The sequence below is a fragment of the Streptomyces cinnamoneus genome, assembly GCF_014650495.1.
GTDB classification, from domain to species: Bacteria; Actinomycetota; Actinomycetes; order Streptomycetales; family Streptomycetaceae; genus Streptomyces; species Streptomyces cinnamoneus.
This window is the reverse complement of sequence record NZ_BMVB01000023.1, coordinates 24,650-48,380: the sequence shown is the minus strand read 5'-3', so window position 1 is coordinate 48,380 and position 23,731 is coordinate 24,650. Positions and strand designations below refer to the sequence as shown.

Annotated in this window: 20 protein-coding genes, 1 tRNA gene and 1 riboswitch; of the genes, 6 read left to right on the top strand and 15 right to left on the bottom strand. The window is 71.5% G+C overall.

All coding sequences use genetic code 11. The features are described 5' to 3' along the window. Window positions 1-336: 336 nt before the first annotated feature. On the bottom strand, window positions 337-1,734 hold the full coding sequence (locus tag IE182_RS25650) for a cystathionine beta-synthase (RefSeq protein ID WP_190112299.1): 1,398 nt from the start codon (window positions 1,732-1,734) through the stop codon (window positions 337-339). A gap of 220 nt (window positions 1,735-1,954) precedes the next feature. On the opposite strand from IE182_RS25650, the gene IE182_RS25645 reads away from it, so the two are divergent. From IE182_RS25645 to IE182_RS25635, 3 genes are all read left to right on the top strand, one after another. Next, on the top strand, window positions 1,955-2,977 hold the full coding sequence (locus IE182_RS25645; RefSeq protein ID WP_190112298.1) for an SGNH/GDSL hydrolase family protein: 1,023 nt from the start codon (window positions 1,955-1,957) through the stop codon (window positions 2,975-2,977). Window positions 2,978-3,510: 533 nt separating this feature from the next. Next, entirely contained in the window at window positions 3,511-4,731 is a 1,221-nt protein-coding gene (locus IE182_RS25640) for an acetyl-CoA C-acetyltransferase (RefSeq protein WP_190112297.1), read from the top strand. 271 nt (window positions 4,732-5,002) lie between these two features. Then, a complete protein-coding gene (locus IE182_RS25635) occupies window positions 5,003-5,767 on the top strand; it encodes a hypothetical protein (RefSeq protein WP_190112296.1) in 765 nt (254 codons plus the stop codon). Window positions 5,768-5,864: 97 nt separating this feature from the next. On the opposite strand, the gene IE182_RS25630 is transcribed toward IE182_RS25635, so the two are convergent. After that, a complete protein-coding gene (locus tag IE182_RS25630) occupies window positions 5,865-6,191 on the bottom strand; it encodes a hypothetical protein (protein WP_190112295.1) in 327 nt (108 codons plus the stop codon). A gap of 98 nt (window positions 6,192-6,289) precedes the next feature. On the opposite strand from IE182_RS25630, the gene IE182_RS25625 reads away from it, so the two are divergent. Next, a complete protein-coding gene (locus IE182_RS25625; RefSeq protein ID WP_190112352.1) occupies window positions 6,290-6,520 on the top strand; it encodes a DUF4287 domain-containing protein in 231 nt (76 codons plus the stop codon). A 97-nt stretch (window positions 6,521-6,617) separates the two neighbouring features. On the opposite strand, the gene IE182_RS25620 is transcribed toward IE182_RS25625, so the two are convergent. After that, window positions 6,618-7,511, bottom strand: coding sequence for a Bax inhibitor-1/YccA family protein (locus tag IE182_RS25620; protein ID WP_190112294.1), 894 nt, complete (start codon window positions 7,509-7,511; stop codon window positions 6,618-6,620). Between the two features lie 215 nt (window positions 7,512-7,726). Next, a tRNA-Leu gene (locus IE182_RS25615) sits at window positions 7,727-7,809 on the bottom strand. 423 nt (window positions 7,810-8,232) lie between these two features. On the opposite strand from IE182_RS25615, the gene IE182_RS25610 reads away from it, so the two are divergent. Together IE182_RS25610 and IE182_RS25605 are read left to right on the top strand one after the other, a co-directional pair. Next, a complete protein-coding gene (locus IE182_RS25610) occupies window positions 8,233-9,015 on the top strand; it encodes an ABC transporter ATP-binding protein (protein WP_190112293.1) in 783 nt (260 codons plus the stop codon). 33 nt (window positions 9,016-9,048) lie between these two features. After that, window positions 9,049-11,568, top strand: coding sequence for an ABC transporter permease (locus tag IE182_RS25605; RefSeq protein ID WP_190112292.1), 2,520 nt, complete (start codon window positions 9,049-9,051; stop codon window positions 11,566-11,568). Window positions 11,569-11,632: 64 nt separating this feature from the next. Here the strand turns inward: IE182_RS25605 and IE182_RS25600 are convergent, their stop codons facing one another. From IE182_RS25600 to IE182_RS25550, 11 genes are all read right to left on the bottom strand, one after another. Further along, window positions 11,633-12,940 carry an SAM-dependent methyltransferase gene (locus tag IE182_RS25600; protein WP_190112291.1) on the bottom strand — a complete coding sequence of 436 codons (1,308 nt, stop codon included), beginning with the start codon at window positions 12,938-12,940 and terminating at the stop codon, window positions 11,633-11,635. Between the two features lie 156 nt (window positions 12,941-13,096). Then, window positions 13,097-14,488 (bottom strand): NAD(P)/FAD-dependent oxidoreductase, encoded by a 1,392-nt coding sequence (locus IE182_RS25595; protein ID WP_190112290.1) that lies wholly within the window; start codon window positions 14,486-14,488, stop codon window positions 13,097-13,099. A 425-nt stretch (window positions 14,489-14,913) separates the two neighbouring features. Further along, on the bottom strand, window positions 14,914-15,855 hold the full coding sequence (locus IE182_RS25590; protein ID WP_190112289.1) for a Ppx/GppA phosphatase family protein: 942 nt from the start codon (window positions 15,853-15,855) through the stop codon (window positions 14,914-14,916). Continuing rightward, a complete protein-coding gene (locus IE182_RS25585; protein ID WP_190112288.1) occupies window positions 15,852-16,391 on the bottom strand; it encodes a DUF501 domain-containing protein in 540 nt (179 codons plus the stop codon). Before IE182_RS25585 ends, IE182_RS25590 begins: the two co-directional genes overlap by 4 nt. Window positions 16,392-16,435: 44 nt before the next feature. Further along, the gene (locus tag IE182_RS25580; RefSeq protein WP_190112287.1) at window positions 16,436-16,906 is read right to left on the bottom strand and encodes an FtsB family cell division protein; all 471 of its coding nucleotides are present in this window, start codon (window positions 16,904-16,906) and stop codon (window positions 16,436-16,438) included. A 104-nt stretch (window positions 16,907-17,010) separates the two neighbouring features. Next, window positions 17,011-18,291, bottom strand: coding sequence for a phosphopyruvate hydratase (gene eno / locus IE182_RS25575; RefSeq protein ID WP_071965323.1), 1,281 nt, complete (start codon window positions 18,289-18,291; stop codon window positions 17,011-17,013). A gap of 267 nt (window positions 18,292-18,558) precedes the next feature. Continuing rightward, a complete protein-coding gene (locus IE182_RS25570) occupies window positions 18,559-19,329 on the bottom strand; it encodes a transglycosylase family protein (RefSeq protein ID WP_190112286.1) in 771 nt (256 codons plus the stop codon). A gap of 4 nt (window positions 19,330-19,333) precedes the next feature. After that, a riboswitch (cyclic di-AMP (ydaO/yuaA leader) is annotated at window positions 19,334-19,557 on the bottom strand. A gap of 220 nt (window positions 19,558-19,777) precedes the next feature. Then, window positions 19,778-20,719: a transglycosylase family protein gene (locus tag IE182_RS25565; RefSeq protein WP_308432158.1), complete on the bottom strand. Its 942-nt coding sequence runs from the start codon at window positions 20,717-20,719 to the stop codon at window positions 19,778-19,780. 201 nt (window positions 20,720-20,920) lie between these two features. Beyond that, window positions 20,921-22,177 (bottom strand): cytochrome P450 family protein, encoded by a 1,257-nt coding sequence (locus tag IE182_RS25560; protein ID WP_190112285.1) that lies wholly within the window; start codon window positions 22,175-22,177, stop codon window positions 20,921-20,923. 26 nt (window positions 22,178-22,203) lie between these two features. Further along, the gene (locus tag IE182_RS25555) at window positions 22,204-22,638 is read right to left on the bottom strand and encodes a DUF6479 family protein (protein WP_229845092.1); all 435 of its coding nucleotides are present in this window, start codon (window positions 22,636-22,638) and stop codon (window positions 22,204-22,206) included. Between the two features lie 82 nt (window positions 22,639-22,720). After that, the gene (locus IE182_RS25550; RefSeq protein WP_229845091.1) at window positions 22,721-23,725 is read right to left on the bottom strand and encodes a nucleoside triphosphate pyrophosphohydrolase; all 1,005 of its coding nucleotides are present in this window, start codon (window positions 23,723-23,725) and stop codon (window positions 22,721-22,723) included. Window positions 23,726-23,731: the final 6 nt, after the last annotated feature.

The following is a 23,731-nucleotide window of genomic DNA, read 5'->3' as shown; positions in this document are numbered from 1 at the left end:
GGATGCGGCGGGGGCCGCCGCACCCCTGGCCGGAGCCGGGGTCGGGACGGCGGCGGTCCCCGCGGGACGCGGGCCGGATCCGGGTGAGGGCCGGGGTCCGCGTCCGGACGGCCGTGGAAGTCCGGGAGCCGCTCCGGAAGACCTGCCGCCGCATCGGGATGCCGGCCCGGGGGATTCCCCTGCCCGGCATCCCTCACTATGGCGGGCCCGTGTTAAGCGCGTGCTGCGCGCACGTGACGCACTCGTGCCGTTTGCGCACCGTCAGGGATGGTGCGGTTCACGGGAGTTGCGTCACGTGCGCCGCGCGGCGGCCGGTGGCGTAACGCCGCCTGCGGACTACTTCGTTCCGCCGTTGCCGCCCTCGGCGAGGAAGGCGAGCAGGTCCTGACGGCTCACCACGCCCGTCGGCTTGCCCTCGACCAGCACGATCGCCGCGTCGGCGTCGCCCAGCACGGCCATCAGGTCCGCGACCGGCTCACCGGAGCCGACCTGCGGCAGCGGCAGGCTCATGTGCTTCTCCAGCGGGTCGTCGAGCGAGGCGCGCTGCGCGAACAGCGCGTCCAGCAGGTCGCGTTCGACGACCGAACCGATGACCTCGGCGGCCATCACGTCGGGGTGGCCCGCACCCGGCTTCACGATCGGCATCTGCGAGACGCCGTACTCGCGCAGCACCTCGATGGCCTCGCCCACGGTCTCCTCGGGGTGCATGTGCACCAGCGAGGGCAGGCCGCCGTCCTTGCGGCGCAGCACGTCGCCGACGCGGGCGGCGTCGCCGGCCTCCTCCAGGAAGCCGTAGTCCGCCATCCACTCGTCGTTGAAGATCTTGCTCAGGTAGCCGCGGCCGCTGTCGGGCAGCAGGACGACGACCACGTCGTCCGGGCCGAGCCGCTTGGCGACCTCCAGCGCGCTGACGACCGCCATGCCGCAGGAACCGCCGACCAGCAGGCCCTCCTCGCGGGCGAGGCGGCGGGTCATCTGGAAGGCGTCCTTGTCGGAGACCGCGATGATCTCGTCGGTGACCGTGCCGTCGTAGGCGGACGGCCAGAAGTCCTCACCGACGCCCTCGATCAGGTACGGACGGCCGGAACCGCCGCTGTACACCGAGCCCTCGGGGTCGGAGCCGATGACCTTCACCCGGCCGTCGCTGACCTCCTTGAGGTAGCGGCCGGTGCCGCTGATGGTGCCGCCGGTGCCGACGCCCGCCACGAAGTGGGTGATCTTCCCCTCGGTCTGCTCCCAGAGCTCCGGACCGGTGGAGTAGTAGTGCGACAGCGGGTTGTTGGGGTTGCTGTACTGGTCCGGCTTCCAGGCGTTGGGCGTCTCCTGCACCAGCCGGTCGGAGACGTTGTAGTAGGAATCGGGGTGTTCGGGATCCACGGCGGTCGGGCAGACCACGACCTCGGCGCCGTACGCCCGCAGCACGTTGATCTTGTCCTGGGAGACCTTGTCCGGGCAGACGAAGATGCACTTGTAGCCCTTCTGCTGGGCCACGATCGCCAGGCCCACGCCCGTGTTGCCGGACGTCGGCTCCACGATCGTGCCACCGGGCTTGAGCTCCCCCGACTTCTCCGCTGCCTCGATCATCCGCACAGCGATACGGTCCTTGACGGATCCGCCAGGGTTGAAGTACTCGACCTTGGCAAGGACGGTCGCCTGGATGCCTTCGGTCACGCTGTTGAGCTTGACGAGCGGGGTGTTGCCAACGAGCTCAATCATCGAATCGTGATACTGCACGGTGATCTCCGCGGTCGGGGGCACTAGCGGTCGTCGCGTACCCGTAAGTCCAGCCTATTGCGCGCCCGACTGCACTAGTGGCGCGTTGCGTGCGGTGAAGACCGGGGCACCCTGCTGATAGCACGCCGGGACAAGGGTGCACGCGTTTCGTGAACCTTCGATGAAGAATTTGCAAATCGGCTCATTCATGAGTTTCGAGAGCGCCGAGGGAGGCCGGCCTATGTCCATGCAGAGGGCGAGGGTCGCGCGGCGGATCGCGGCCGCGGCGGCGTACGGGGGCGGCGGGGCGGGCCTGCTGGGCGGGGCGGCACTGGGCCTCCTGCTCACCGAGGTGGCGCTGGCCCGCCGGGTGGTCGGCGGGCACAACGAGGCGCCGCCGCACGCCGACGGCCGCTACGGCTCGGCGTTCGTGCACCGGCTGGGGCGGGAGCCCCTGCTGCTGGGCGTCCTCGGCGACTCCACCGCCGCCGGCCAGGGCGTGCACCGCCCCCGGCAGACGCCCGGGGCGCTGCTGGCCTCAGGGCTCGCGGCGGTCGCCGAACGGCCGGTGGAGCTGCGCAACGTGGCGCTGCCCGGTGCCCAGTCCTACGACCTGGAGCGGCAGGTCGCCCAGATCCTCGCGGGGCCGGACCGCGTCCCCGACGTCTGCGTGATCATGATCGGCGCCAACGACGTCACCCACCGGGTGCCCTACGCCCGCTCCGTGCGGCTGCTGTCGGAGGCGGTGCGCAGGCTGCGGGGTGCCGGCTGCGAGGTCGTCGTGGGCACCTGCCCCGACCTGGGCACGATCGAGCCGGTCTACCAGCCGCTGCGCTGGCTGGCGCGGCGGCTGAGCCGCCAGCTGGCGGCGGCCCAGACGATAGGGGTGCTGGAGGCGGGCGGCCGCACGGTCTCGCTGGGCGACCTGCTGGGCCCCGAGTTCGCGGCGAACCCCCGCGAGCTGTTCGGCCCGGACAACTACCACCCGTCCGCCGAGGGCTACGCCACCGCCGCGATGGCCGTGCTGCCCACGCTGTGCGCGGCGCTGGGCCTGTGGCCGGAGGACGAGCGGCCGGACGCGGCCCGCCGCGAGGGCATCCTGCCGGTGGCCCGGGCGGCGGCGGAGGCCGCGGCCGAGGGCGGCACCGAGGTCACGCCGACGGGGCGGGGCCGGTGGGCCCTCCTCAAGCGCCGCCGCCGGCGGCGCCTGCCGGTACCGGCGGACGTGGCCCCGGGGCCACAACCCAGCACCGAGGGGTACTGACCGCCGGAGCCCGGCCGGCACCGACTGCCTGCCGAACCGGCGCGGACGAGCACTGACCGGCGTCGGCCGGCACCGACCCGGCACTGACCGCCCAGACCGGCGTCGGCCGACGTCGACCCGGCGCAGACCGGACCAGCCGGCATCGGCCGGGCACCGACCGGCGTCGACCCGGCACAGGGCCCAGCCGGCGTCGACCGGGCACTGACCGACCAGACCGGCGTCGGCCGGCATCACCCCGGCACTGACCGGACCAGCCGGCGTCGACCGGCACTGACCAGCGTCGACCCGGCGCAGACCGGCCCAGCCAGCATCGGCCGACACCGGCCGACACCGGCCGGCGTCGACCGGCATCGACCCGGCACAGACCGGACCAGCCGGCGTCGACCCGGCACCGGTCGGTGCTGGCCCGCCGGGTGGCCGGAGTGGCAGGCTGCAGAAAGAGGTCCGCGTCACAGGGAGGAGGCCGTGACCGCAAGCGTACTTGCGGGTAACTTCCGGTGCAGTCCTGCTTACTCGCGCCCCCTGGAGCCGTGATGCCCGAAGCCGTGATCGTCTCAACCGCCCGCTCCCCCATCGGTCGCGCCTTCAAGGGGTCCCTCAAGGAGCTGCGGCCCGACGACCTCACCGCCACGATCATCCAGGCCGCCCTCGCGAAGGTGCCCGGGCTCGACCCGCGCGAGATCGACGACCTGATGCTCGGCTGTGGCCTCCCCGGCGGCGAGCAGGGCCACAACCTGGGCCGCATCGTGGCCGTGCAGATGGGCATGGACCACCTGCCCGCCACCACCATCACCCGCTACTGCGCCTCGTCGCTGCAGACCTCCCGGATGGCGCTGCACGCGATCAAGGCGGGCGAGGGCGACGTCTTCATCTCCGCGGGCGTGGAGACGGTCTCGCGCTCGGTCAACGGCTCCTCCGACGGCATGCCCGGCACCCACAACCCGCTCTTCGCCGACGCCGAGGCCCGCACGGCCGCCCGCGCCGAGCAGGGCGGCGAGGGCTGGCACGACCCGCGCGAGGACGGCCTGGTGCCGGACGCCTACATCGCGATGGGCCAGACCGCGGAGAACCTGGCCCGCCTCAAGGGCGTCACCCGCGAGGAGATGGACGAGTTCGGCGTGCGGTCGCAGAACCTCGCCGAGCAGGCCATCGCCAACGGCTTCTGGGCACGCGAGATCACTCCGGTGACGCTCCCCGACGGCACGGTCGTCTCCCAGGACGACGGCCCCCGCGCGGGCGTCACCCTGGAGGGCGTCCAGGGCCTGAAGCCGGCGTTCCGCCCCGACGGCCTGATCACGGCGGCCAACTGCTGCCCGCTGAACGACGGTGCCGCCGCCCTGGTGATCATGTCCGACACGAAGGCCCGCGAGCTGGGCCTGACCCCGCTGGCGCGCATCGTCTCCACGGGCGTCTCGGCGCTGTCGCCGGAGATCATGGGCTACGGCCCGGTGGAGGCCAGCAAGCAGGCGCTGCGGCGGGCGGGGCTGACCATCGACGACATCGACCTGGTCGAGATCAACGAGGCGTTCGCCGCACAGGTCATCCCGTCCTACCGGGACCTGGGCGTCGACATCGACAAGCTGAACGTCAACGGCGGCGCGATCGCGGTCGGCCACCCGTTCGGCATGACCGGCGCCCGGATCACGGGCACGCTGATCAACTCGCTGCAGTTCCACGACAAGCAGTTCGGCCTGGAGACGATGTGCGTGGGCGGCGGCCAGGGCATGGCGATGGTCATCGAGCGGCTGAGCTGAGCCGCAGCGGAGGCGACGACCGGCTGAAGTGAGCCTCCGGCAACTGCCGGCGACAACCTTCGGCCACCTTGCCGAAACGTGACCCAATCTCCCCCAGGATGTGACCAACGTCCCGGGGGAGATTCGTTTCCCCAGGTCAGACTGGTTGAAGAGGCAACGTCCGGGCCGAAAGTCCCGCCCGCTTCATGACGTTTTGCACTGTGGGCGCCCGGAGGCATGCGCGAACCTGAGGTAGGAATTCGGGGGATCCATAGCAACCGGGAGTACGTCAGTGAGCGCCATGTCCCTTGCCCTGCTGCTGGCCGCTGCCACCGCCACGGCCGTGGGCGTCGCCGCCCTGCACAGCACGCGCGCCCTGCGCCGCCAGATCACGGCCCTGCGCGCCGACCTGGCCGTCGCCGCCGCGGAGCGCGGGGCACCCGCTGCCGTTCCCCATGCCCGCACCGCCCCGGTCGCCGAGCTCGCGGAGATACGTGCCGCCGTCGCCGACGCGCTCGCGGAGGAGCGCGAGCGGGAGCTGGCGGAGGCCCGGGCGTTCTGGGCCGCGCAGGAGGCCGACGCCCCCTCTCTTCTGGAGCCCCTCGCCGAGGGCCCGTACGGCGGTTTCCACCTGCCGCGCCAGAGCGACTTCGCCGGCCTGGACCTGGAGGCGGAGGCCGCGGACTCCCCGGAGCTGGCAGCCGCCCGCCGACGCCACCCCTCCCACCCCGACTTCACCCCCGCCGCCTCGGCCGTCACCGACCACGAGCGAACGGTGGAGCGTCTGGACGAGCTGGCCGACGACGCCGTTCCGCTCGCGGACGTCCGCCCCGGTCCGCTGGGCACGCTCGACGTCTACGTCTTCGCCGACGGCACCACCGTCTGCATGACCCCGGGGCACCGCGAGACCGCCGAGCGCCTGGCCGAGGCCCTGCGGGCCGGTGACGCGCCCGTCCTCCTGGGCGGCTCCGCCGTCTCGGGCGCCTACGCCCTGACCTTCCAGTGCGAGACCGGCACCGTCTACGTCCTGGCGGACCGGGTCATCGCCTCGCTGTAGCCGTAGCTGCCGCAGCCCGGGCGGCTTACCGCCCGGCCGGGGGCACCCCCGGCGCGGCCCCGGGTCCCGCCGCGGCCGTACGACGGCCCACGGCCCGCTACAGCCCGCAGCGCCGGGCCGCCGCCTCGACCAGGTCGACGCCCCGGGACACGCCCTCCTTGACGTCGCCGGAGGCGACCAGGGCCTCCGCCAAGTCGTGACCGGCCACCGCCACTTGGTCCGCGACCGCGAACATCCCCGCCTCCGGCATCTCCCGCACCACCGGAACCCCCGGTTCCTCGATCCGCTGCGTCCAGGCGGCCAACTCTCGCGCCAAGGCCAGCGCTTCCGCGGCCGCCCCACGGCTCAGTCGGGACTGCGGCAGGGCCCGCAGCCGGTCGGCGAAGGTGTCCACAGCGGCCAGAAGAGGCGTCACGTCATCCACGCCTTGAGCCTATGCGCCGCCCACCGACTGTTGCCAACGCTTGAACACTCGGGCACGGTGACATGAAGGACCATCATTCGACGCGTCCGGAGGCGCCGATGTCCCACGTCTTCTCCGACGAGACCCACCGGAACCTGCTCTCCCGAATCCCCCACTGCACCGGCCGCGAAGTAGCCGACTGGCTGCGCACGGTCGAAGAAGGCCCCTCCCTCTTCCGCTTCGAGGAGAAGGTCAGCTGGCTGCGCGGAGAGCACAATCTCGCTTACGGCCACGCAAAGGCGATCGTCCACGAGTACGACCTCCAACGGGCCGCTCGGAAGCTTCGGTAGCGCGCCAGAAACGGAAGGGCCCGGGAAGGCATTGCCTTCCCGGGCCCTTCCCCGTCGTCCGGACGGGACCGCCGGCCGTGACCGGCGGCCGGCGCCGCTAGTCGTTATTCAGGATCGCGATGATCCGGAGGATCTCGGTGTAGATCCACACGAGCGACAGCGTCAGACCGAAGGCCGCCAGCCAGGACTCCTCGCGGGGAGCGCCGTACTGGACGCCGTCCTCGATCTGCTTGAAGTCCAGCGCCAGGTACGCGGCACCCAGCAGGACGCCGACGACGCCCATGGCCACGCCCAGGCCGCCGCTGCGGAAGCCCAGGCCGTCGCCGCCGCCGAAGACGGCGAACAGGGAGTTCGCGACCATCAGCAGCAGGAAGCCGATACCGGCGGCGATCACGAAGCGGGTGAACCGGCGGTTCACCCGGATGATCCGCGCCCGGTAGGCGATGAGCACGCCGGCGAAGACGGCCATCGTGCCGAGCACCGCCTGCATCGGGGCGCCGTAGGCGACGTCGTTGTAGACCTTGCTGATCACGCCGAGGAAGAGGCCCTCGAAGGCCGCGTAGGCCAGGATCAGCGCAGGGGACGGCTTCTGCTTGAACGACTGGACCAGGCCCAGCACCATCGCCACGAGGCCGGCGCCGAAGCCGACCGCGACGGGCAGCGACAGCGCCCACGCGGCGATGGCGGTCACGATCACGGCGCCCAGCGTGATGCCGGTGCGCGTGACCACGTCGTCGATGGTCATCCGGCCGGCCTGCGCGGCCGCGGGCGCCTGCGGGTAGCCCTGCTGGAGGTCCGGCCCGCCCTGCGCGTACGGGTTCGCCGCGTAGGGGTTGGTGGGCTGGGCGTACGGGTTGTCGGCGTACGGGTTGGTCGCGTACGGGTTGCCCTGGGCCGCGGTCCCGGCCTGCGGCCCCGCGCCGAAGCCCGCGTAGCCGCTGTTGTCGCGGCTGAACCCCCGTCGCGAGAAGACCGGGTTGCTGCTCCTCATCTCACTCCTCCATGGCCACCCTGCGCGGCCTTGGGCTCAAGGGTAATAGGTAGGCAAAAGAATGGCTCTCCTGCTTCGGGACGATCTTTTCTTCCCATGCCCACGTACCCGACAACGCGAACCAACGGCGGTCGGTTCCGCGCGCCGGGCGGAAAAGGGGAGGGGGAACGTCAGGAAAGCGTCAAGGCCGGAGCGGCGGAGCCTCGGCAAGGAGGTGCCCGGAGCCGGACTTGAACCGGCACGGCCCGAAGGGCCAGCGAGGTTTAAGCTCGCCGTGTCTGCATTCCACCATCCGGGCGGGCTCTCGGGCAGCACAGCGGGGAGGCGGGTGTGCGTTCCTCCCCTCGATGAGAGCAAGACGAGCCTAGCCGGGGAGAGCCCCCCAAACAGCGGAACCCTGACCCGAGGTTGTCTTATTTTATTGGCAACTGAGTACCCATCAGTGCAGGGATGACGCCCTTGGCACATGCCAGAGGCCGATCTCCCCCGTTCACCACCCCGCTCGCGACATCAACCGGAATTGTCGCAATCTCGTCGCCCTGCGTAAGGAGCGATCTCCTACCCAGGGATGACGGCGCCCCCTCGGTGTACCTCCCGAGCATGTCCCGGAGACCGGAGCTGGGGCGGATCCCGGAGGGGGGTCGGACACCGGAGCATGGAGTAGTCCCTGAAGCGGTCCGCGAACCGGCCGCCGAACACCGTCCGACAGGAGTGCTCCCTCGTGACCACCACCCCCTTCGGCGCCCCCGCCGCCGTCCGCACCGCTGCGGTGGCAGCCCGCGCCACGGATCTCACCAAGGTCTACGGACAGGGCGAGACCCAGGTGGTTGCCCTCGACGCCGTCTCGGTGGAGTTCCGGCAGGCCGAATTCACCGCGATCATGGGCCCCTCGGGCTCCGGCAAGTCGACGCTGATGCACTGCATGGCCGGCCTCGACTCGGTCTCCGGCGGCTCGGCCCGCATCGGCGACGTGGAGCTGACCGGGCTCAACGACAAGAAGCTGACCCGGCTCCGCCGCGACAAGATCGGCTTCATCTTCCAGGCGTTCAACCTGCTGCCGACGCTGAACGCCCTGGAGAACATCACGCTTCCCATGGACATCGCCGGCCGCAAGCCCGACAAGCAGTGGCTGGACATGGTGGTCGACACCGTCGGCCTCTCCGGCCGCCTCAAGCACCGCCCGAACCAGCTCTCCGGCGGCCAGCAGCAGCGCGTGGCCGTGGCCCGCGCCCTGGCCGGCCGCCCCGAGATCATGTTCGCCGACGAGCCCACCGGAAACCTGGACTCCCGCTCCGGCGCCGAGGTCCTCGGCTTCCTGCGCAACTCGGTGCGCGAGCTCGGCCAGACGGTCGTCATGGTCACCCACGACCCGGTCGCCGCCTCCTACGCCGACCGCGTCGTCTTCCTCGCCGACGGCCGCATCGTCGACGAGCTGCGCGAGCCCACCGCCGACGCCGTCCTGGACCGCATGAAGCGGTTCGACGCCAAGGGCCGTACGAGCTGATCACCGCCGGATTCGATCTTCAGGACTGACCTCATGTTCCGCACCGCCCTGCGCAATGTGCTCGCGCACAAGGCCAGGCTGCTGATGACCGTGCTCGCCGTCATGCTCGGCGTCGCCTTCGTCTCCGGCACCCTGGTCTTCACCTCGACCATCTCCGACGCGTACCAGAAGAGCTCCGAAAAGGGCTTCACCGGCGTCGACGTCGCCATCGAGCCCCACCGCAAGAGCAGCGAGGAGGACAACCCGGGCGCCGTTCCGCAGCTCAGCCAGCACCTGCTGGACCAGGCCGCCAAGGTGCCCGGCGCCGCCTCCGCCACCGGCACGGTCAACGGCTTCGCCGCCGTCGCCGGCAAGGACGGCAAGCTCGTCGGCGAGGGCTTCAACTCCTCCGGCGCCAACTACTACGCCGGCAGCGGCGGCAAGGACCCCCGCTACCCGCTGAAGAGCGGCCGCGCCCCCAAGGGCGCGGGCGAGATCGCCCTCGACGCCAAGACCGCCGAGCGCGCGGGCTACAAGGTCGGCGACACCGTCCGGGTGTCCGTCGACGGCCCGGTCCTGACGCAGAGGCTCACCGGCGTCTTCACCACCGACGACGGCAACGTCGCCGCCGGCGGCAGCCTCGCCCTCTTCGACACCGCCACCGCACAGCAGCTCTACGCCAAGCCCGGCGAGTTCAGCCGGATCGACGTGAAGGCCGCGGCCGGTACCTCCCAGGCCGCCCTCAAGACGTCCATCGAGAAGATCCTGCCCAAGGACGCCGAGGCCACCACCGCCAAGGAGCTCGCGGACGAGCAGAGCCGGGTCATCGCCCAGAGCATGGACGGCATGCGGACCAGCCTGCTGGTCTTCGCCGGCATATCCCTCTTCGTCGGCGTCTTCATCATCGCCAACACCTTCACCATGCTGGTCGCCCAGCGCACCAAGGAGCTGGCCCTGATGCGCGCGGTCGGCGCCAGCCGCCGCCAGGTCACCCGCTCGGTGCTCATCGAGGCGTTCGTCGTCGGCTCCGTCGCCGGCGTCGCCGGCCTGGGCGCGGGCATCGGCATCGGCGCCGGTCTGCGCTCCCTGATCAGCGGCACCGGTGCGACCGTCCCCGACGGCCCCCTGGTGATCGCCCCCAGCACGGTCGTCACCTCGCTCGTCGTCGGCATCGTCGTGACCATGCTCGCCGCCTGGCTGCCCGGCCGCCGCGCCGCGAAGATCCCGCCGGTCGCCGCGATGAACAGCGTGCACGCCGTGGCCACCACCAAGTCCCTGGTGGTCCGCAACACCATCGGCGGCGTCCTGACCGCCGCGGGTGCCGCGCTCGTCCTGACAGCCACCAGCTCGACCATGATGGGTCTGGGCGCGGGCCTGGTCCTCATCGGTGTGTTCGTGCTGACGCCGCTGCTGTCCCGCCCGGTGATCGCCGCCTCGGCGCCGGTCCTGCGCCTCTTCGGGATGCCCGGCAAGCTCGCCCGGCAGAACGCGGTCCGCAACCCGCGCCGCACCGCCGCCACCGCCTCCGCGCTGATGATCGGCCTGACCCTGATCACCGGTCTGACCGTCATCGCCGGCAGCGTCCAGCAGGCCATCGACAAGATGGCCACGGGCGCCCTGAAGGCCGACTACGTCGTCTCCATGGCGAGCATGACCCCGCTGTCCACCGATGTGGACAAGAAGCTCTCCGCCCACCCGGACGTCACCGCCACCAGCCCGCTGCGCTCGTCCCCGGCCCGCATCGACGGCGACCACCAGAGCCTCACCGGCGTCAACGGCGCGACCATGGGCAAGCTGACGAACCTCGACTTCACGTCGGGCTCCTTCAGCGGGCTCTCCGGCGACAAGGTCGTCATCGACGACGCCATGGCCCGCACCAAGCACTGGAAGCTCGGCTCCTCCTTCGACGTCACCTTCGAGGACGGCAAGAAGGGCAAGCTGACGGTCGGCGGCGTCTACAAGGGCAACGACCTGATGCGCGGCATCTGGGTCGACAAGGAGACCCTGGCCCCCCACCAGAGCCAGATCGACGACCGCCAGGTGATGGTCAAGGTCAAGGGCGGCGCCGACGACAAGGTCAAGGACTCGCTCGCCAAGGCCCTCGGCGACAACCCCGCCATCCAGATCCAGACCAAGCAGGACATCTCCGACGGCATCTCCAAGGCCATCGGCCTGCTGCTGAACATGCTCTACGGCCTGCTGGCCATGGCCGTGGTCGTCGCCGTCCTCGGCGTCATCAACACCCTGGCGATGTCGGTCTTCGAGCGCCAGCAGGAGATCGGCATGCTGCGCGCCATCGGCCTGGACCGCAAGGGCATCAAGCGCATGGTGCGCCTGGAGTCCCTGATCATCTCGCTCTTCGGCGGTGTGATGGGCATCGGGCTGGGCGTCTTCTTCGGCTGGGCCGCGGGCGACCTCATCAAGAAGGGCATCAGCACCTACGAGCTGGTGCTCCCCTGGGAGCGCATGGGCGTCTTCCTGCTGCTCGCCGCCTTCGTCGGCGTGCTGGCCGCGCTGTGGCCCGCCCGCCGGGCCGCCAAGCTGAACATGCTCGCCGCCATCAAGGCGGAGTAGCAACGAAGGAGAGACGGCAAGCGAAGGGGCCCGGTCCGTACGGACCGGGCCCCTTCGTGTTTCCTCAGCGCCAGTCGCGGGTGCGCAGCGGCAGGCCCGACGCGCCGGAGACGGGCGTGCGCACGGCCAGCACCTGGTTGACCCCTATGCGGTTGCGCTCGAAGGACAGGGCGCAGGCGGCCATGTAGAGCCGCCACACGCGGGCGCGGCCCGGGGAGGTGAGGCGCACGGCCTCGTCCCAGTGCGCCTCCAGGTTAGCCACCCAGCGGCGCAGGGTCAGGGCGTAGTGCTCGCGCAGCGACTCCACGTCGCGGACCTCGAACCCGGCCTCCTCCAGCTGGGCCACGGTCCGGCCGACGGGGGCCAGCTCGCCGTCGGGGAAGACGTAGCGGTCGATGAACGGGTCCACGCGGTAGTGCGCCTCGTCCTTGAGCGGGCGGCGGGCGATCTGGTGGTTGAGCAGCCGGCCGCCGGGCCGGAGCAGGGTGTGCAGCTCGCGGGCGTACTCGGCGTAGCGGGCGGAGCCCACGTGCTCGGCCATGCCTATGGAGGAGATGGCGTCGAAGGGCCCGTCGTGGACCTCGCGGTAGTCCTGGACGCGGATCTCCACACGGTCCGTCAGGCCCGCCTCGGCGACGCGCTTGCGGGCGTAGACGGCCTGTTCCTCGGAGAGGGTGACGCCGACGACGCTCACCCCGTACGCGCGTGCGGCGTGCAGGGCCATCGAGCCCCAGCCGCAGCCGACGTCCAGCAGCCGCCGGCCGGGGGTGAGGGCCAGCTTGCGGCACACGACGTCGAGCTTGGCCTCCTGGGCCCGTTCCAGGGTGGAGTCGGGGGCCCAGTACGCGCAGGAGTAGACCATCGAGGGGCCCAGGACGCGCTCGTAGAAGGCGTTGCCGACGTCGTAGTGGTGGCTGATGGCCTGCTTGTCGCGGCGCACGGTGTGCAGGGGGCCGCCGGCGGGGCGGGCTTCCTCGCGCGGGGGTGCGGGCGGCGGCCAGGGGCGGGCGAGCCGGAGCAGGCCGGCGCCGGTGGCGCGCAGGGCGGGGTCGCGCAGGGCGGCCAGGAGGACCGTGGGGCCGGTGGTACGGCCGGTGTCCTCGCCGCGCTCCCACAGGTGTCCGGCGAGCAGCTCCAGGGCCTCGTAGAGGTCCCCTTCGACGTCGAGGTCGCCGGCGACCCAGGCGCGGGCCAGGCCGAGCTCCCCGGGCTTCCACAGCAGGCGGCGCAGGGCCCGGCGGCGCCGGACGACGAGGAGGGGGGTGCCGGGCGGTCCGCACTCGCTGCGGTCCCAGGCGCGGATCCGGACGGGGAGCGGGGCTCCCAGAGCCTGTTCCGCGAGTGCGGAGAGCCGTCGAGCGGCGTCGCCCATGTCGCACACCTCCATGATGAAGTGTCAGGGAGCCTTCTCCCCGGCACCTGAACACCAACAGGCCGTGCTGTCCTACCCCGGCCAGGGTAGGCGAATCGGGCAACGCGAAGGGCGCCCACCCCACGGATTGGTGGACGCCCTACGGGTTGTACGGGGTTACGAGGTCTTGGCCTTCTGCGCCGTGTCCGCGTTGGACGCGGCGGCGGGCCGGGGAGCCGGCTTGGCGGCCTCGTAGAACTCCTCGCGCGGGTTCTCCATGGCACGCAGGGAGACGACCTCGCGCTTGAGGAACATACCGAGGGTCCAGTCCGCGAAGACGCGGATCTTCCGGTTCCAGGTCGGCATGGCCATACCGTGGTAGCCGCGGTGCATGTACCAGGCGAGACGGCCCTTGAGCTTGATCTTCATCTTGCCCATGACGATCATCGCCACGCCCTTGTGGAGGCCGAGGCCCGCCACCGCACCCTTGTTGGAGTGCTCGTAGGTCTTCTGCGGGAAGCCGCGCATCCCGGAGACCACGTTGTCGCCGAGGACCTTGGCCTGGCGCAGCGCGTGCTGGGCGTTCGGCGGGCACCAGGCGTTCTCGTTGCCGGCCTTGCGGGAGGCGACGTCCGGGACCTGGGCGTTGTCGCCCGCGGCCCAGATGTAGTCGGTGCCCTGGACCTGCAGGGTCTCGGAGGTGTCGACGTGGCCGCGCGGGCCCAGCGGCAGGCCGTAGCGGGCCAGCGCCGGGTTGGGCTTGACGCCCGCGGTCCACACGATGGTGTTGGAGTCGACCTCAAGGCCGTTCTTCAGCACGACGTGGCCGTCGACGCAGGAGTCCATGGACGTCGAGAGGTAGATCTCGACCCCGCGGCCCTCCAGGTGCTCCTTGCCGTACTGGCCGAGCTTGGGGCCGACCTCCGGCAGGATCTTGTCGGCGGCGTCGACGAGGATGAAGCGCATGTCCTCGCGCTTCACGTTCGGGTAGTACTTGGCGGCGTCGCGCGCCATGTCCTCGACCTCGCCGATGGTCTCCGCGCCCGCGAAGCCACCGCCGATGAAGACGAAGGTGAGCGCCTTGCGGCGGATCTCCTCGTCCTTGGTCGAATCGGCCTTGTCGAGCTGCTCAAGAACGTGGTTGCGCAGGCCGATGGACTCCTCGATGCCCTTCATGCCGATGCCGTTCTCGGCAAGGCCGGGGATCGGGAAGGTGCGGGAGACGGCGCCGAGCGCGATGACCAGGTAGTCGAAGGGCAGCTCGTACGCCTCGCCGACGAGCGGCGCGATCGTGGCCACCTTGCGGTCCTGGTCGATCGTGGTGACTCGGCCGGTGAGCACCTCCGCCTTCGGAAGCACGCGTCGCAGGGGCACCACGACGTGGCGAGGGGAAATGCTGCCGGCGGCTGCTTCAGGAAGGAAGGGCTGGTACGTCATGTACGAGCGCGGGTCGACGACCGTGACGGTCGCCTCGCCGAACCGCATCTTCTTGAGGATGCGGCGTGCCGCGTACAGGCCGACGTACCCACCGCCTACTACGAGGATCCGTGGACGCTCCGTGGTGCTCATGTTTCGAGTATCCAGCACGCACCGGAGGGGTGCTCGTGAGCCCCTTCACAAGGGGCGGGGACCTGTCTGCTACACTCCGCCGCCCCCGTGACCCATGCCATAGCGCCGCAATGGAACCAAGCGGGCCGCCCGGGCGTTGATCACCCCCGCTGAACTGGCCTTGAGGTGTGCGCGGCGACTGGACCACCCGCCTCCGGCGATCGGCATAAGCGTTTCTTTAACACGCCAGATACTGGACGGTTTCCGGTCGCGAAGGCCGTATGGGCCCCGGAAGGGGGCCTGAAGCCCTCTTTCCGGGGTCCTGGGACCGCCTTTTCATGTGAAGGATTTCACGAACATTCCTCGGCGGCGGGGTCCGAAGGGCCCTTTCCGGCCCCGGAACGGCCCCTTCCAGGCGTGCGGCGCGGTGGCCGGGCGGACCTGGATCAGGCGATGCTCCAGGCGATCCCGTCGAGGATGTCGTGCTCGCTGACGACGACCTCGCGGGCCCCCGTCCGCTCCATCACGGCCAGCAGGACGAGCGCCCCGGCGGCGATGACGTCGACGCGGCCCGGGTGCATCACGGGGATCGCGGCGCGCTCGGCGTGGGTGGAGGCGATCAGCTCGTCGGTGATCTCCCGGACGCGCTCCAGCGGGATGCGCGCGTGGTGGATGGCGGCCGAGTCGTACTCGGGCAGGCCCAGCGCGATCGCCGCGACGGTCGTGACCGAACCGGCCAGGCCGACCAGGGTGCGGGCCTCGGCCAGCGGCACGGCCTGCGCGGCGAGGTCCAGGGCGGCCTCGACGTCGGCCCGTATCGCCGCGATCCGGCCGGGGTCCGGCGGGTCGGTGACCGCGCCGTCCACCACCAGGTGACGTTCCGTCATGCGCACGCAGCCCACGTCCACGCTGCGCGCGGCCCGCACGTGCTCCTCGCCGACGACGAACTCCGTCGAGCCGCCGCCGATGTCCACCACGAGGAAGGGCTTGGCCAGGTCGTCCCGGCCGGCCAGCTCCCTGGTGGCGCCGGTGAAGGAGAACTCCGCCTCCTGGTCACCGCTGATCACCTCGGGCTCCACGCCCAGGATCTCCACGACGCCGCGCACGAAGTCCTCGCGGTTCTCGGCGTCCCGCGAGGCGGAGGTGGCCACGAAGCGGAGGCGCTCCGCGCCGAGCTCCTTGACGACCCCGGCGTACTCCCGGCACGCGGCGAAGGTGCGCTCCAGCGCCTCCGGTGCCAGGCGGCCGGTGCGGTCCACGCCCTGGCCGAGCCGGACGATCGTCATCCGGCGGTCGAGCTCCGTGAGTTCGCCCGTGGCGGGGTCGGCGTCCGCGACGAGGAGCCGGATGGAGTTCGTTCCGCAGTCGATGGCGGCGACGCGCGTCATGCGCACCCCTCGCCCGGCTCGCCGCAGGGGCTCACGCACGGGCCCTTGGCCCACCACTCCGGCAGCAGCGCCAGCGCCTCGTCACCGAAGGGGTTCACGCCGGGGCCGGCCACCAGCGAGTGCCCGACCAGCACGTGCAGGCACTTGACCCGGTCCGGCATGCCGCCGGCGCTCGGGAAGCCCTCCAGCACCTCGATCGCGTCGCGGCGCGCGAGGTAGTCCTCGTGCGCGGCCCGGTAGGCGGCGGCCAGCTCCGGGTCGGTCGCCAGCCGGTCCTGCATCTCCTTCATCAGGCCCGAGCCCTCAAGGGTGCCGATCGCGGAGGCGGCACGCGGGCAGGTCAGGTAGTACGTCGTCGGGAACGGCGTGCCGTCCGGCAGCCGGGGCGCCGTCTCGACGACGTCGGGCTGACCGCAGGGGCAGCGGTGCGCGATGGCGCGCAGCCCGCGCGGCGGGCGCCCCAGCTGCTCCTTGAACGCGGCGATGTCGGCGTCGGTCGGCTCGGTGGGCTCGGTCTTCGGAGGAGGGGTGTCCATGTGCTCGCTCGTGCTCGCTCGGTCTTGTCAAAGAATGTGCAGGGTCAGCGGTGGCCGTCGGAGCCGTCCACGCCGTCGAAGAGGTTGCTGTACCAGGGGCGGTCGGCGGCGCCCTCGTCCCTGCGCGGCCGGTCGGTGCCGCTGCCGTCCACCACGGTGTAGCCGGTCTCGCCGGGGCGCACGAAGTGCAGGTGCTCGCGCGCCTGCTGCTCCACGTACGCGGGGTCCTCAAGCCGGGCCTTCTCGTCGCGCAGCCGCTGGACCTGCTCGCGCGCCTGCTCGGTGCGGTGCCGCTGCTCGGCGATGTCCGAACGCTGGGTGACCCACTGGCGCATGGGGTAGGCGAGGGCGACGACGAGGGAGCAGACGACGAGGGCGAGCAGCGCCGCACGGCCGGTGAGCCGGCTGCGCCGCGGGGGGCCGGCGCGGTAGACGCGGGCCGCCGCGGGCCCCTGCACCAGCGCCGTGCCCAGCGCCTTGAGCCTGGTCGCGGTGGAGAACCGGTCCGCGCCCACGTCGCCTCCCCTGAAGAGTCCGCTACGAACGTACGTCCCCGGACACGGTACGGGACCGCGGCCGGGGACGTACGGCGACTGGCGAGAAGGTCAGCCCTTGAGGCTCAGCCCTTGAAGCGCGGGAAGGCGCTGCGGCCGGCGTACACCGCGGCGTCGTCGAGGATCTCCTCGATGCGCAGCAGCTGGTTGTACTTGGCGACGCGCTCGGAGCGGGCCGGGGCGCCGGTCTTGATCTGACCGCAGTTGGTGGCGACGGCCAGGTCGGCGATGGTGACGTCCTCGGTCTCGCCGGAGCGGTGCGACATCATGCACTTGAAGCCGTTGCGCTGGGCCAGCTCGACGGCGTCCAGGGTCTCGGTCAGCGAGCCGATCTGGTTGACCTTGACGAGCAGGGCGTTGGCGGAGTTCTCCTCGATGCCGCGGGCCAGGCGCTCGGGGTTGGTGACGAACAGGTCGTCACCCACGAGCTGCACCTTGTCGCCGAGCTTCTCGGTGATGGTGTTCCAGCCGGCCCAGTCGTCCTCGAACAGCGGGTCCTCGATGGAGACCAGCGGGTACGCCTCGACGAGCTCGGCGTAGTACTCCGTCATCTCGGCGGCGGAGCGGTCCTTGCCCTCGAACGTGTAGACGCCGTCCTTGTAGAACTCGGAGGCGGCGACGTCGAGCGCGAGCGCGATGTCCTGGCCGGGGGTGTAGCCGGCCTCCTTGATGGCTTCGAGGATGAGGTCCAGGGCCTCGCGGTTGGAGCCCAGGTTGGGGGCGAAGCCGCCCTCGTCGCCGAGGCCGGTGGACAGGCCGCGGCCCTTCAGGACCTTCTTGAGGGTGTGGTAGACCTCGGTGCCCCAGCGCAGGGCCTCGGAGAAGGACTCCGCGCCGATCGGCGCGATCATGAACTCCTGGATGTCCACGTTGGAGTCGGCGTGCGAGCCGCCGTTCAGGATGTTCATCATCGGAACGGGCAGCAGGTGCGCGTTCGGGCCGCCCAGGTAGCGGAAGAGCGGCAGGTCGGACGCCTCGGAGGCGGCGTGCGCGACGGCGAGGGAGACGCCCAGGATGGCGTTGGCGCCGAGCGAGCCCTTGTTGTCGGTGGCGTCCAGGTCGAACATGGCCTGGTCGATCAGGCGCTGCTCGGTGGCGTCGTAGCCGACCAGCTCCGGGCCGATCTGCTCGATGACGGCGAGAACGGCCTTCTCGACGCCCTTGCCCAGGTAGCGGTTCGGGTCACCGTCGCGGAGCTCGATGGCCTCGAAAGCGCCGGTGGAGGCACCGGACGGTACGGCGGCACGGCCCGTGGAGCCGTCGTCGAGGCCGACCTCGACCTCGACCGTGGGGTTGCCTCGCGAGTCGAGGATCTCGCGAGCTACGACGACGTCGATGGACGGCACGAGGGTCTCCTTCGTGTGTGCTGGAGTTCTGCAGCACGAGCCTAACGGGCGGCGGAGGCTGCGCCCGCCCTTGGACCGTTCCGCGGACCGAAAATTGGCACAAAAGCTGAAAGCACGGGACGAATCGCCGGTGTGTTCGCTCAACGGGGAACGGCGGGGAACGGACCTGCACGGGCGAACGCCGGAGCCCCGCTCCGATGCGGCTCGGGGGGAAGGCGCATCGGAGCGGGGCGGTCCCGCGGACGAGCGGAGACGCTCAGCAGGTGATCAGCTGAGGTGCAGCTTCTGACCGGGGAAGATCAGGTCCGCGTTGTCGATGATGTCCTTGTTGCGCTCGTACAGCTTCTGCCAGCCGCCGTCGACCTTCTTGGCGTCGGCGATCGAGCCGAGGGTGTCGCCCTGCTTGACCTCGTACTCGCCGTTGCCCTGCTTGACGGTCATCGGGGCGGGGGCGGCGTGCTTCGGAGCGGCCTGCTTCCGGGCCGGGGCCGCGCTCTCGGCGTCCTCGCCCTGCTGGGCGGGCTTCGCGTGCTTCGGCGCCGCGGGGCGCTCGGCGCGGTCGGCGTGGCTCTTGCCGGAGACCGTGCCGCGCTCTCCGCCGTTGGTGGACTTCTTCGAGGTCGTGGACTTCGAGGAGCCGGAGCCGGACACGTCGACGTTGGCCTTCGGGCCGCCGGCGGTCAGACCGCCCGCACCCGCGCAGCCCCAGGCGCCGGGGCCCTGCATGGCGAGGAGCTTCTCGGCGACGGCGATCTGCTGGGCCTTGGTGGCCTGGTGCGGGTACGAGGCGTACTTGGAGCCGCCCGCCGCGTCCCAGGAGGACTTCGAGAACTGCAGGCCGCCGTAGTAGCCGTTGCCGGTGTTGATGGACCAGTTCCCACTGGACTCGCACTGGGCGACCTTGTCCCAGGTGGAGACGGAGGCGGCGCTGGCGGAGGTAGCGACCATCAGCGGGGCGGCCACGGCGACGCCGGTGACGCCGGCGAGCGTGACGATGCGGACGGCCTTGGACGGACGACGGTGCTTGCCCTTGGACATAAGTCGGTTTCCTCACCGACGCCTACGAGGTGAGCTGTCGGGTTCGGGCTGTGAGTTTGCCCGGCCCGGTCCGCTCGCGCGGCCCGGGCTTCACCCCTAGCCGTCCCGCCCCTGCGGCCAGTTGGCCGTCGGTCCGGTCCGGCGCCTTACCTTGGTTCCCCCGCTCCTGCCAACGGCGCTTGCGCGACGACTCCCCCGGCCGCCGGCAGGATTCGGCGTGACGACCGTGGTGCTCGCGATGGCGAGCGGAGACGACGTTAAACACAGGCGGCCGACGGGTTCAAACCCCACTTTTCAGCCACAGTTGCCGGAAGTTACCTGCAGGAACCTCCTGTTTCCGCAGGTGAGAAGGGGTTTGTAAGGAACGGACGGGCCCCGTCCAGGCCGAAGTCAACGAGACCCATGTCTCACTTTCGACTGGAACGGACATTCGCCCCGAACCCCCCGACTATTTACGGATATCGAGCCGCTGACCAGGCTGGATGAGATCCGGATCGGATCCGACTGTTTTTTCGTTCTTCTGATAGAGCGTCTGCCATCCGCCGGAGACCGCGTGCTGCTCGGCGATGGCTGACAGGTTGTCACCGGGCCGCACGGTGTAGTCGTCCGTGGCGGGCAGATCCGTACGGCCGGCACCGCCGTCGCGCGAGGGGCGCTCGGTGGCGTCCGGACGGGTCGGCTCGGCGCGGTGCTTGCCGGTGCCGGGCTCGCCGGTCGCGTCGCCGGGCGTCTGCGCGCTGCCGGACGCGGGCTCGGCGGGCGTGCCGGAGGGGGTGCCCGAGGGAGTTCCGGAGGGGGTGCCCGAGGGCGTACCGGCGGGCGTGGCCGGCCCGTTGGAGGGCTCGGCCGAGGGGTCCTTGCGGTGCTTGCCGTCCGCCTCGCCCGGGGTGCCGGTCGCGGGGGCCGACGGGTCGGCGGTCGGGGAGGGCGTGCCGGGCGTCTGCGACTTCTCCGGCGCGGGCGTGGATCCGGGGGCCGGGGTGGACGGCTTGGGCGTCTCGTGCTCCGGCGTGGCGGGGGTGGTGCGCTCGGGCGCGGGCTTGTCGGTGGTCTCCGGTTCGGGCGTCTGGACCCGGCCGGGGTTCACGTCCGGTGCCGGGGAGCCCTTGGAGAGGCCGGAGCTGACGGCGCAACTGCGCCAGGCGTCGGGGCCCTGGGCCGCCAGGATCCGCTCGGCGACGGCGATCTGCTGGGACCTGCTGGCCAGGTCGGGGCGGGGGGCGTAGGAGATGCCGCCGTTCTGCTCCCACATCTCGTGCGTGAGCTGGAGCCCGCCGAAGAATCCGTTGCCGGTGTTGGCGCTCCACATCCGGCCGCTCTCGCACTGGGCGACCTTGTCCCAGGTCCCGGTGTCCGCGGCGGTGGCGCCGGTGGCCGCCATGAGCGGCATCGCGATTCCTGCCCCCGTCACCCCCGCCGCGAGCACGATGGCGGGTATCTGACGGGGGCGTCGATGTCTACCGTTGGCGAAACGCATGTGATGGCCTTTCGGGTGGCGGCTGATGTGGTCGTCGAACATAGCGACGGGTTCCGGCCCCCACAAGCCGGGTGTAGCCGAGGTCACGCGAAGGTCACAGCGGGTGATGGGGCGTCACTCGGGGCCCGTCGGCGGGGTGAATCCGACGGGCAGAGTGCGCAATCCACGCATAATGAGCCCCCCGCGCCAGCGCAGTTCCTCCGGGTCGACGGCCAGGCGCAGGTCGGGGAGCCGGCGCAGCAGGGTCGCGAGCGCGGTCTGTCCCTCCAGCCGGGCCAGGGGCGCGCCGAGGCAGTAGTGGATGCCGTGTCCGTAGCCGAGGTGCTGGTTGTCGCGCCGGGCGAGGTCGAGCGTGTCCGGGCCGGTGAACCGTTCGGGGTCGCGGTTCGCGGCGGCGAGGACGACCAGCACGGGGTCGCCCTCGGCGATGCGCCGGCCACCGATGACCAGGTCCTGGGTGGCGAACCGCCAGGTGGCGAGCTCCACCGGCCCGTCGTAACGCAGCAGCTCCTCCACGCCGGTCGCCAGCAGGGACTCGTCGCCCTCGTGCAGGGCGCGCTGGAGGCGCTCGCGCTGCCCGGGGTTGCGCAGCAGGGCGTAGGTTCCGTTACCGATCAGGTTCACAGTTGTTTCAAAACCGGCGAACAAGAGGATGAAGGCCATGGCGGCGGCCTCGTCCTCGGTGAGGTGCTCGCCGTGGTCACTCGCCCTGATCAGCCCCGAGATGAGGTCCTCGCCGGGATCCTCCCGTTTGCGGTGGATCAGTTCGGTGAGGTAGCCCCGCATCTTCTTCACCGAACGGGCCACGCCCCCGCGCGGCCCGCCGCCGTGGCGGATCATCATCCCGGCCCAGTCCCGGAAGTCGTCCTGGTCCTCGGCGGGGACGCCGAGCATGTCGCAGATGGCGTAGATGGGGAGCGGGAAGGCGAACTCGTGGATCAGGTCGGCCTCGCCCTTGGCGGCGAAGGCGTCGATGAGCCGGTCGGTGAGCTCCTGCACGCGGGGCGCGAACTCCGCGACCCGGCGCGGGGTGAACGCCTTGGAGACCAGCCGGCGCAGCCGGGTGTGGTCCGGGGGATCGATGTTGAGCAGGTGCGTCATGAGGTTGGCGCTGCGCTCGCCCGGGATGCCGACCTTGCCCTTGCCGTGGGCGCTCTCGGAGTGGTGCACGGGGTTCTTCGACAGCCGCTGGTCGGCGAGCGCCTGCCGGGCGTCGGCGTAGCGGGTGACCAGCCAGGCTTCCACGCCACTGGGCAGGGCGGTGCGGTGCACCGGGGAGTGCTCGCGCAGCCAGGCGTACGCCGGGTACGGATCGGCGGCGAATTCCCAGGTGAACAGGGGTGGGGCGGGGGGCGTACGGTTCTCGTGCACGCCCCGACGCTACCTAGGGTGTGTCGTCAGCGCGGGCCGCCCCCGCCGCTGCCGAAGGCGCCGCTGCTGCCCGGGTCCCACTTCTTGCGGTCCTCGGACCGCTCCTCGGGATGGCTGCCGGGGTTGTTGATCTCGTGCGGCAGCACCCGCTCCCCGTTGGCCTCCGTCTGCAGCTGGTCCGACTCGCGGTGCTCGGTGACGTAGCCGACGGCGCTCTCCTCGTCGTCATTGTGACCGGGCCCGTGATCGGGGGAGGCCGGCCCCAGGTCGTGCTCCTGGCGGGTCTGCCAGGAGCCCTGGCGGCGCTGCGGGTTGGACGGGGGCGGCGGCTCCCTGTCCCGCCACCGCTGTCCGTACACGAAGGCGAGGATCAGCAGGGCGCAGACGCACAGCCCCACGATGAAGGGGGCGGTGCCGCCGACCCAGTGCGGCAGGGCGAGGTCCATGTGATCGGTGCGCATGGATGTCGGGTACCCGGCGGCCGCCCTGTCAAGACTGCACGGGGGCCGAACGGGTGACCCGGAGCCCCCGCGGCCCCGTCCGTCACTCCCCCGCCGCCGCCTCCGCGGCCCGGATCGCGTCCCGGTAGGTGCGCGCCGCGGCCCGCAGGGCCGTCTCCGGCTCGGTGCCGGCCGCCTCCGCCCGTACGGCCAGGGCCAGCAGCTCGTAGCCGATGCCGTCGCCGGCAGGCAGGGGCACGTCGAGCCCCTCGGTGCGCACCCGGGAGGCCAGCTTCGCCGCGAGGGCGAGGGCCGGCTGGCCCAGCGGCACGCCCTCGGTCACCGACGCGCGGCGCTTCTCGGCGGCCTTGGTGCGCATCCAGTGCTCCTTGACCTCCTCGGGCGTCTCGGCGGACTCCTCGCCGAAGACGTGCGGGTGGCGGTGGATGAGCTTGTCGACGATGGTGGCCGCGACGTCGTCGACGGAGAACGGATCCTCCGGGTCGTCCTGGGCGATCCGGGCGTGGAAGACGACCTGCAGCAGCACGTCGCCGAGCTCCTCGCGCAGCGCCTCCCGGTCACCGGTCTCGATGGCCTCCAGCAGCTCGTACGTCTCCTCCAGCCCGTACTTGCCGAGGTCCTCGTGGGTGCGGATGCCGCTCCACGGGCAGACGGCCCGGATCCGGTCCATGACCTGGACCAGGTCGAGCAGGCGGGCACCGGGCAGGTCGTACGAGCCGGGGAGCAGCTCCAGCGCGGGCATGGACTCGCGGCCGGAGCCGGCCAGCCGGGCCAGGCCGTCGGTGAGGGCGGACTCCCCCTCGGCGGAGGTGAGCACGACCACGGTGCGCTGCCCGTCGCGGCAGTAGTCGACCAGCTCGCGGGCGGCGGGCGCGGCGTGCTCGACGTCGACGCCGGCTTCGCGCAGGTACGGCAGCTGCGGGTGACCGGCGTCGGCGCACACGACGCGCCCGGCCCCGCGCAGCGTCTGCCACGCGGGCCAGGACAGCAGGCCGGGGGCCACCCGGTGGCTGGTGGTGAGCAGGACGATGCGGCCGGCGGAGTCGGCCGCCCGGTCGCTCACGCTGTCGTTCACAGGGTCGTTCACGCGGTC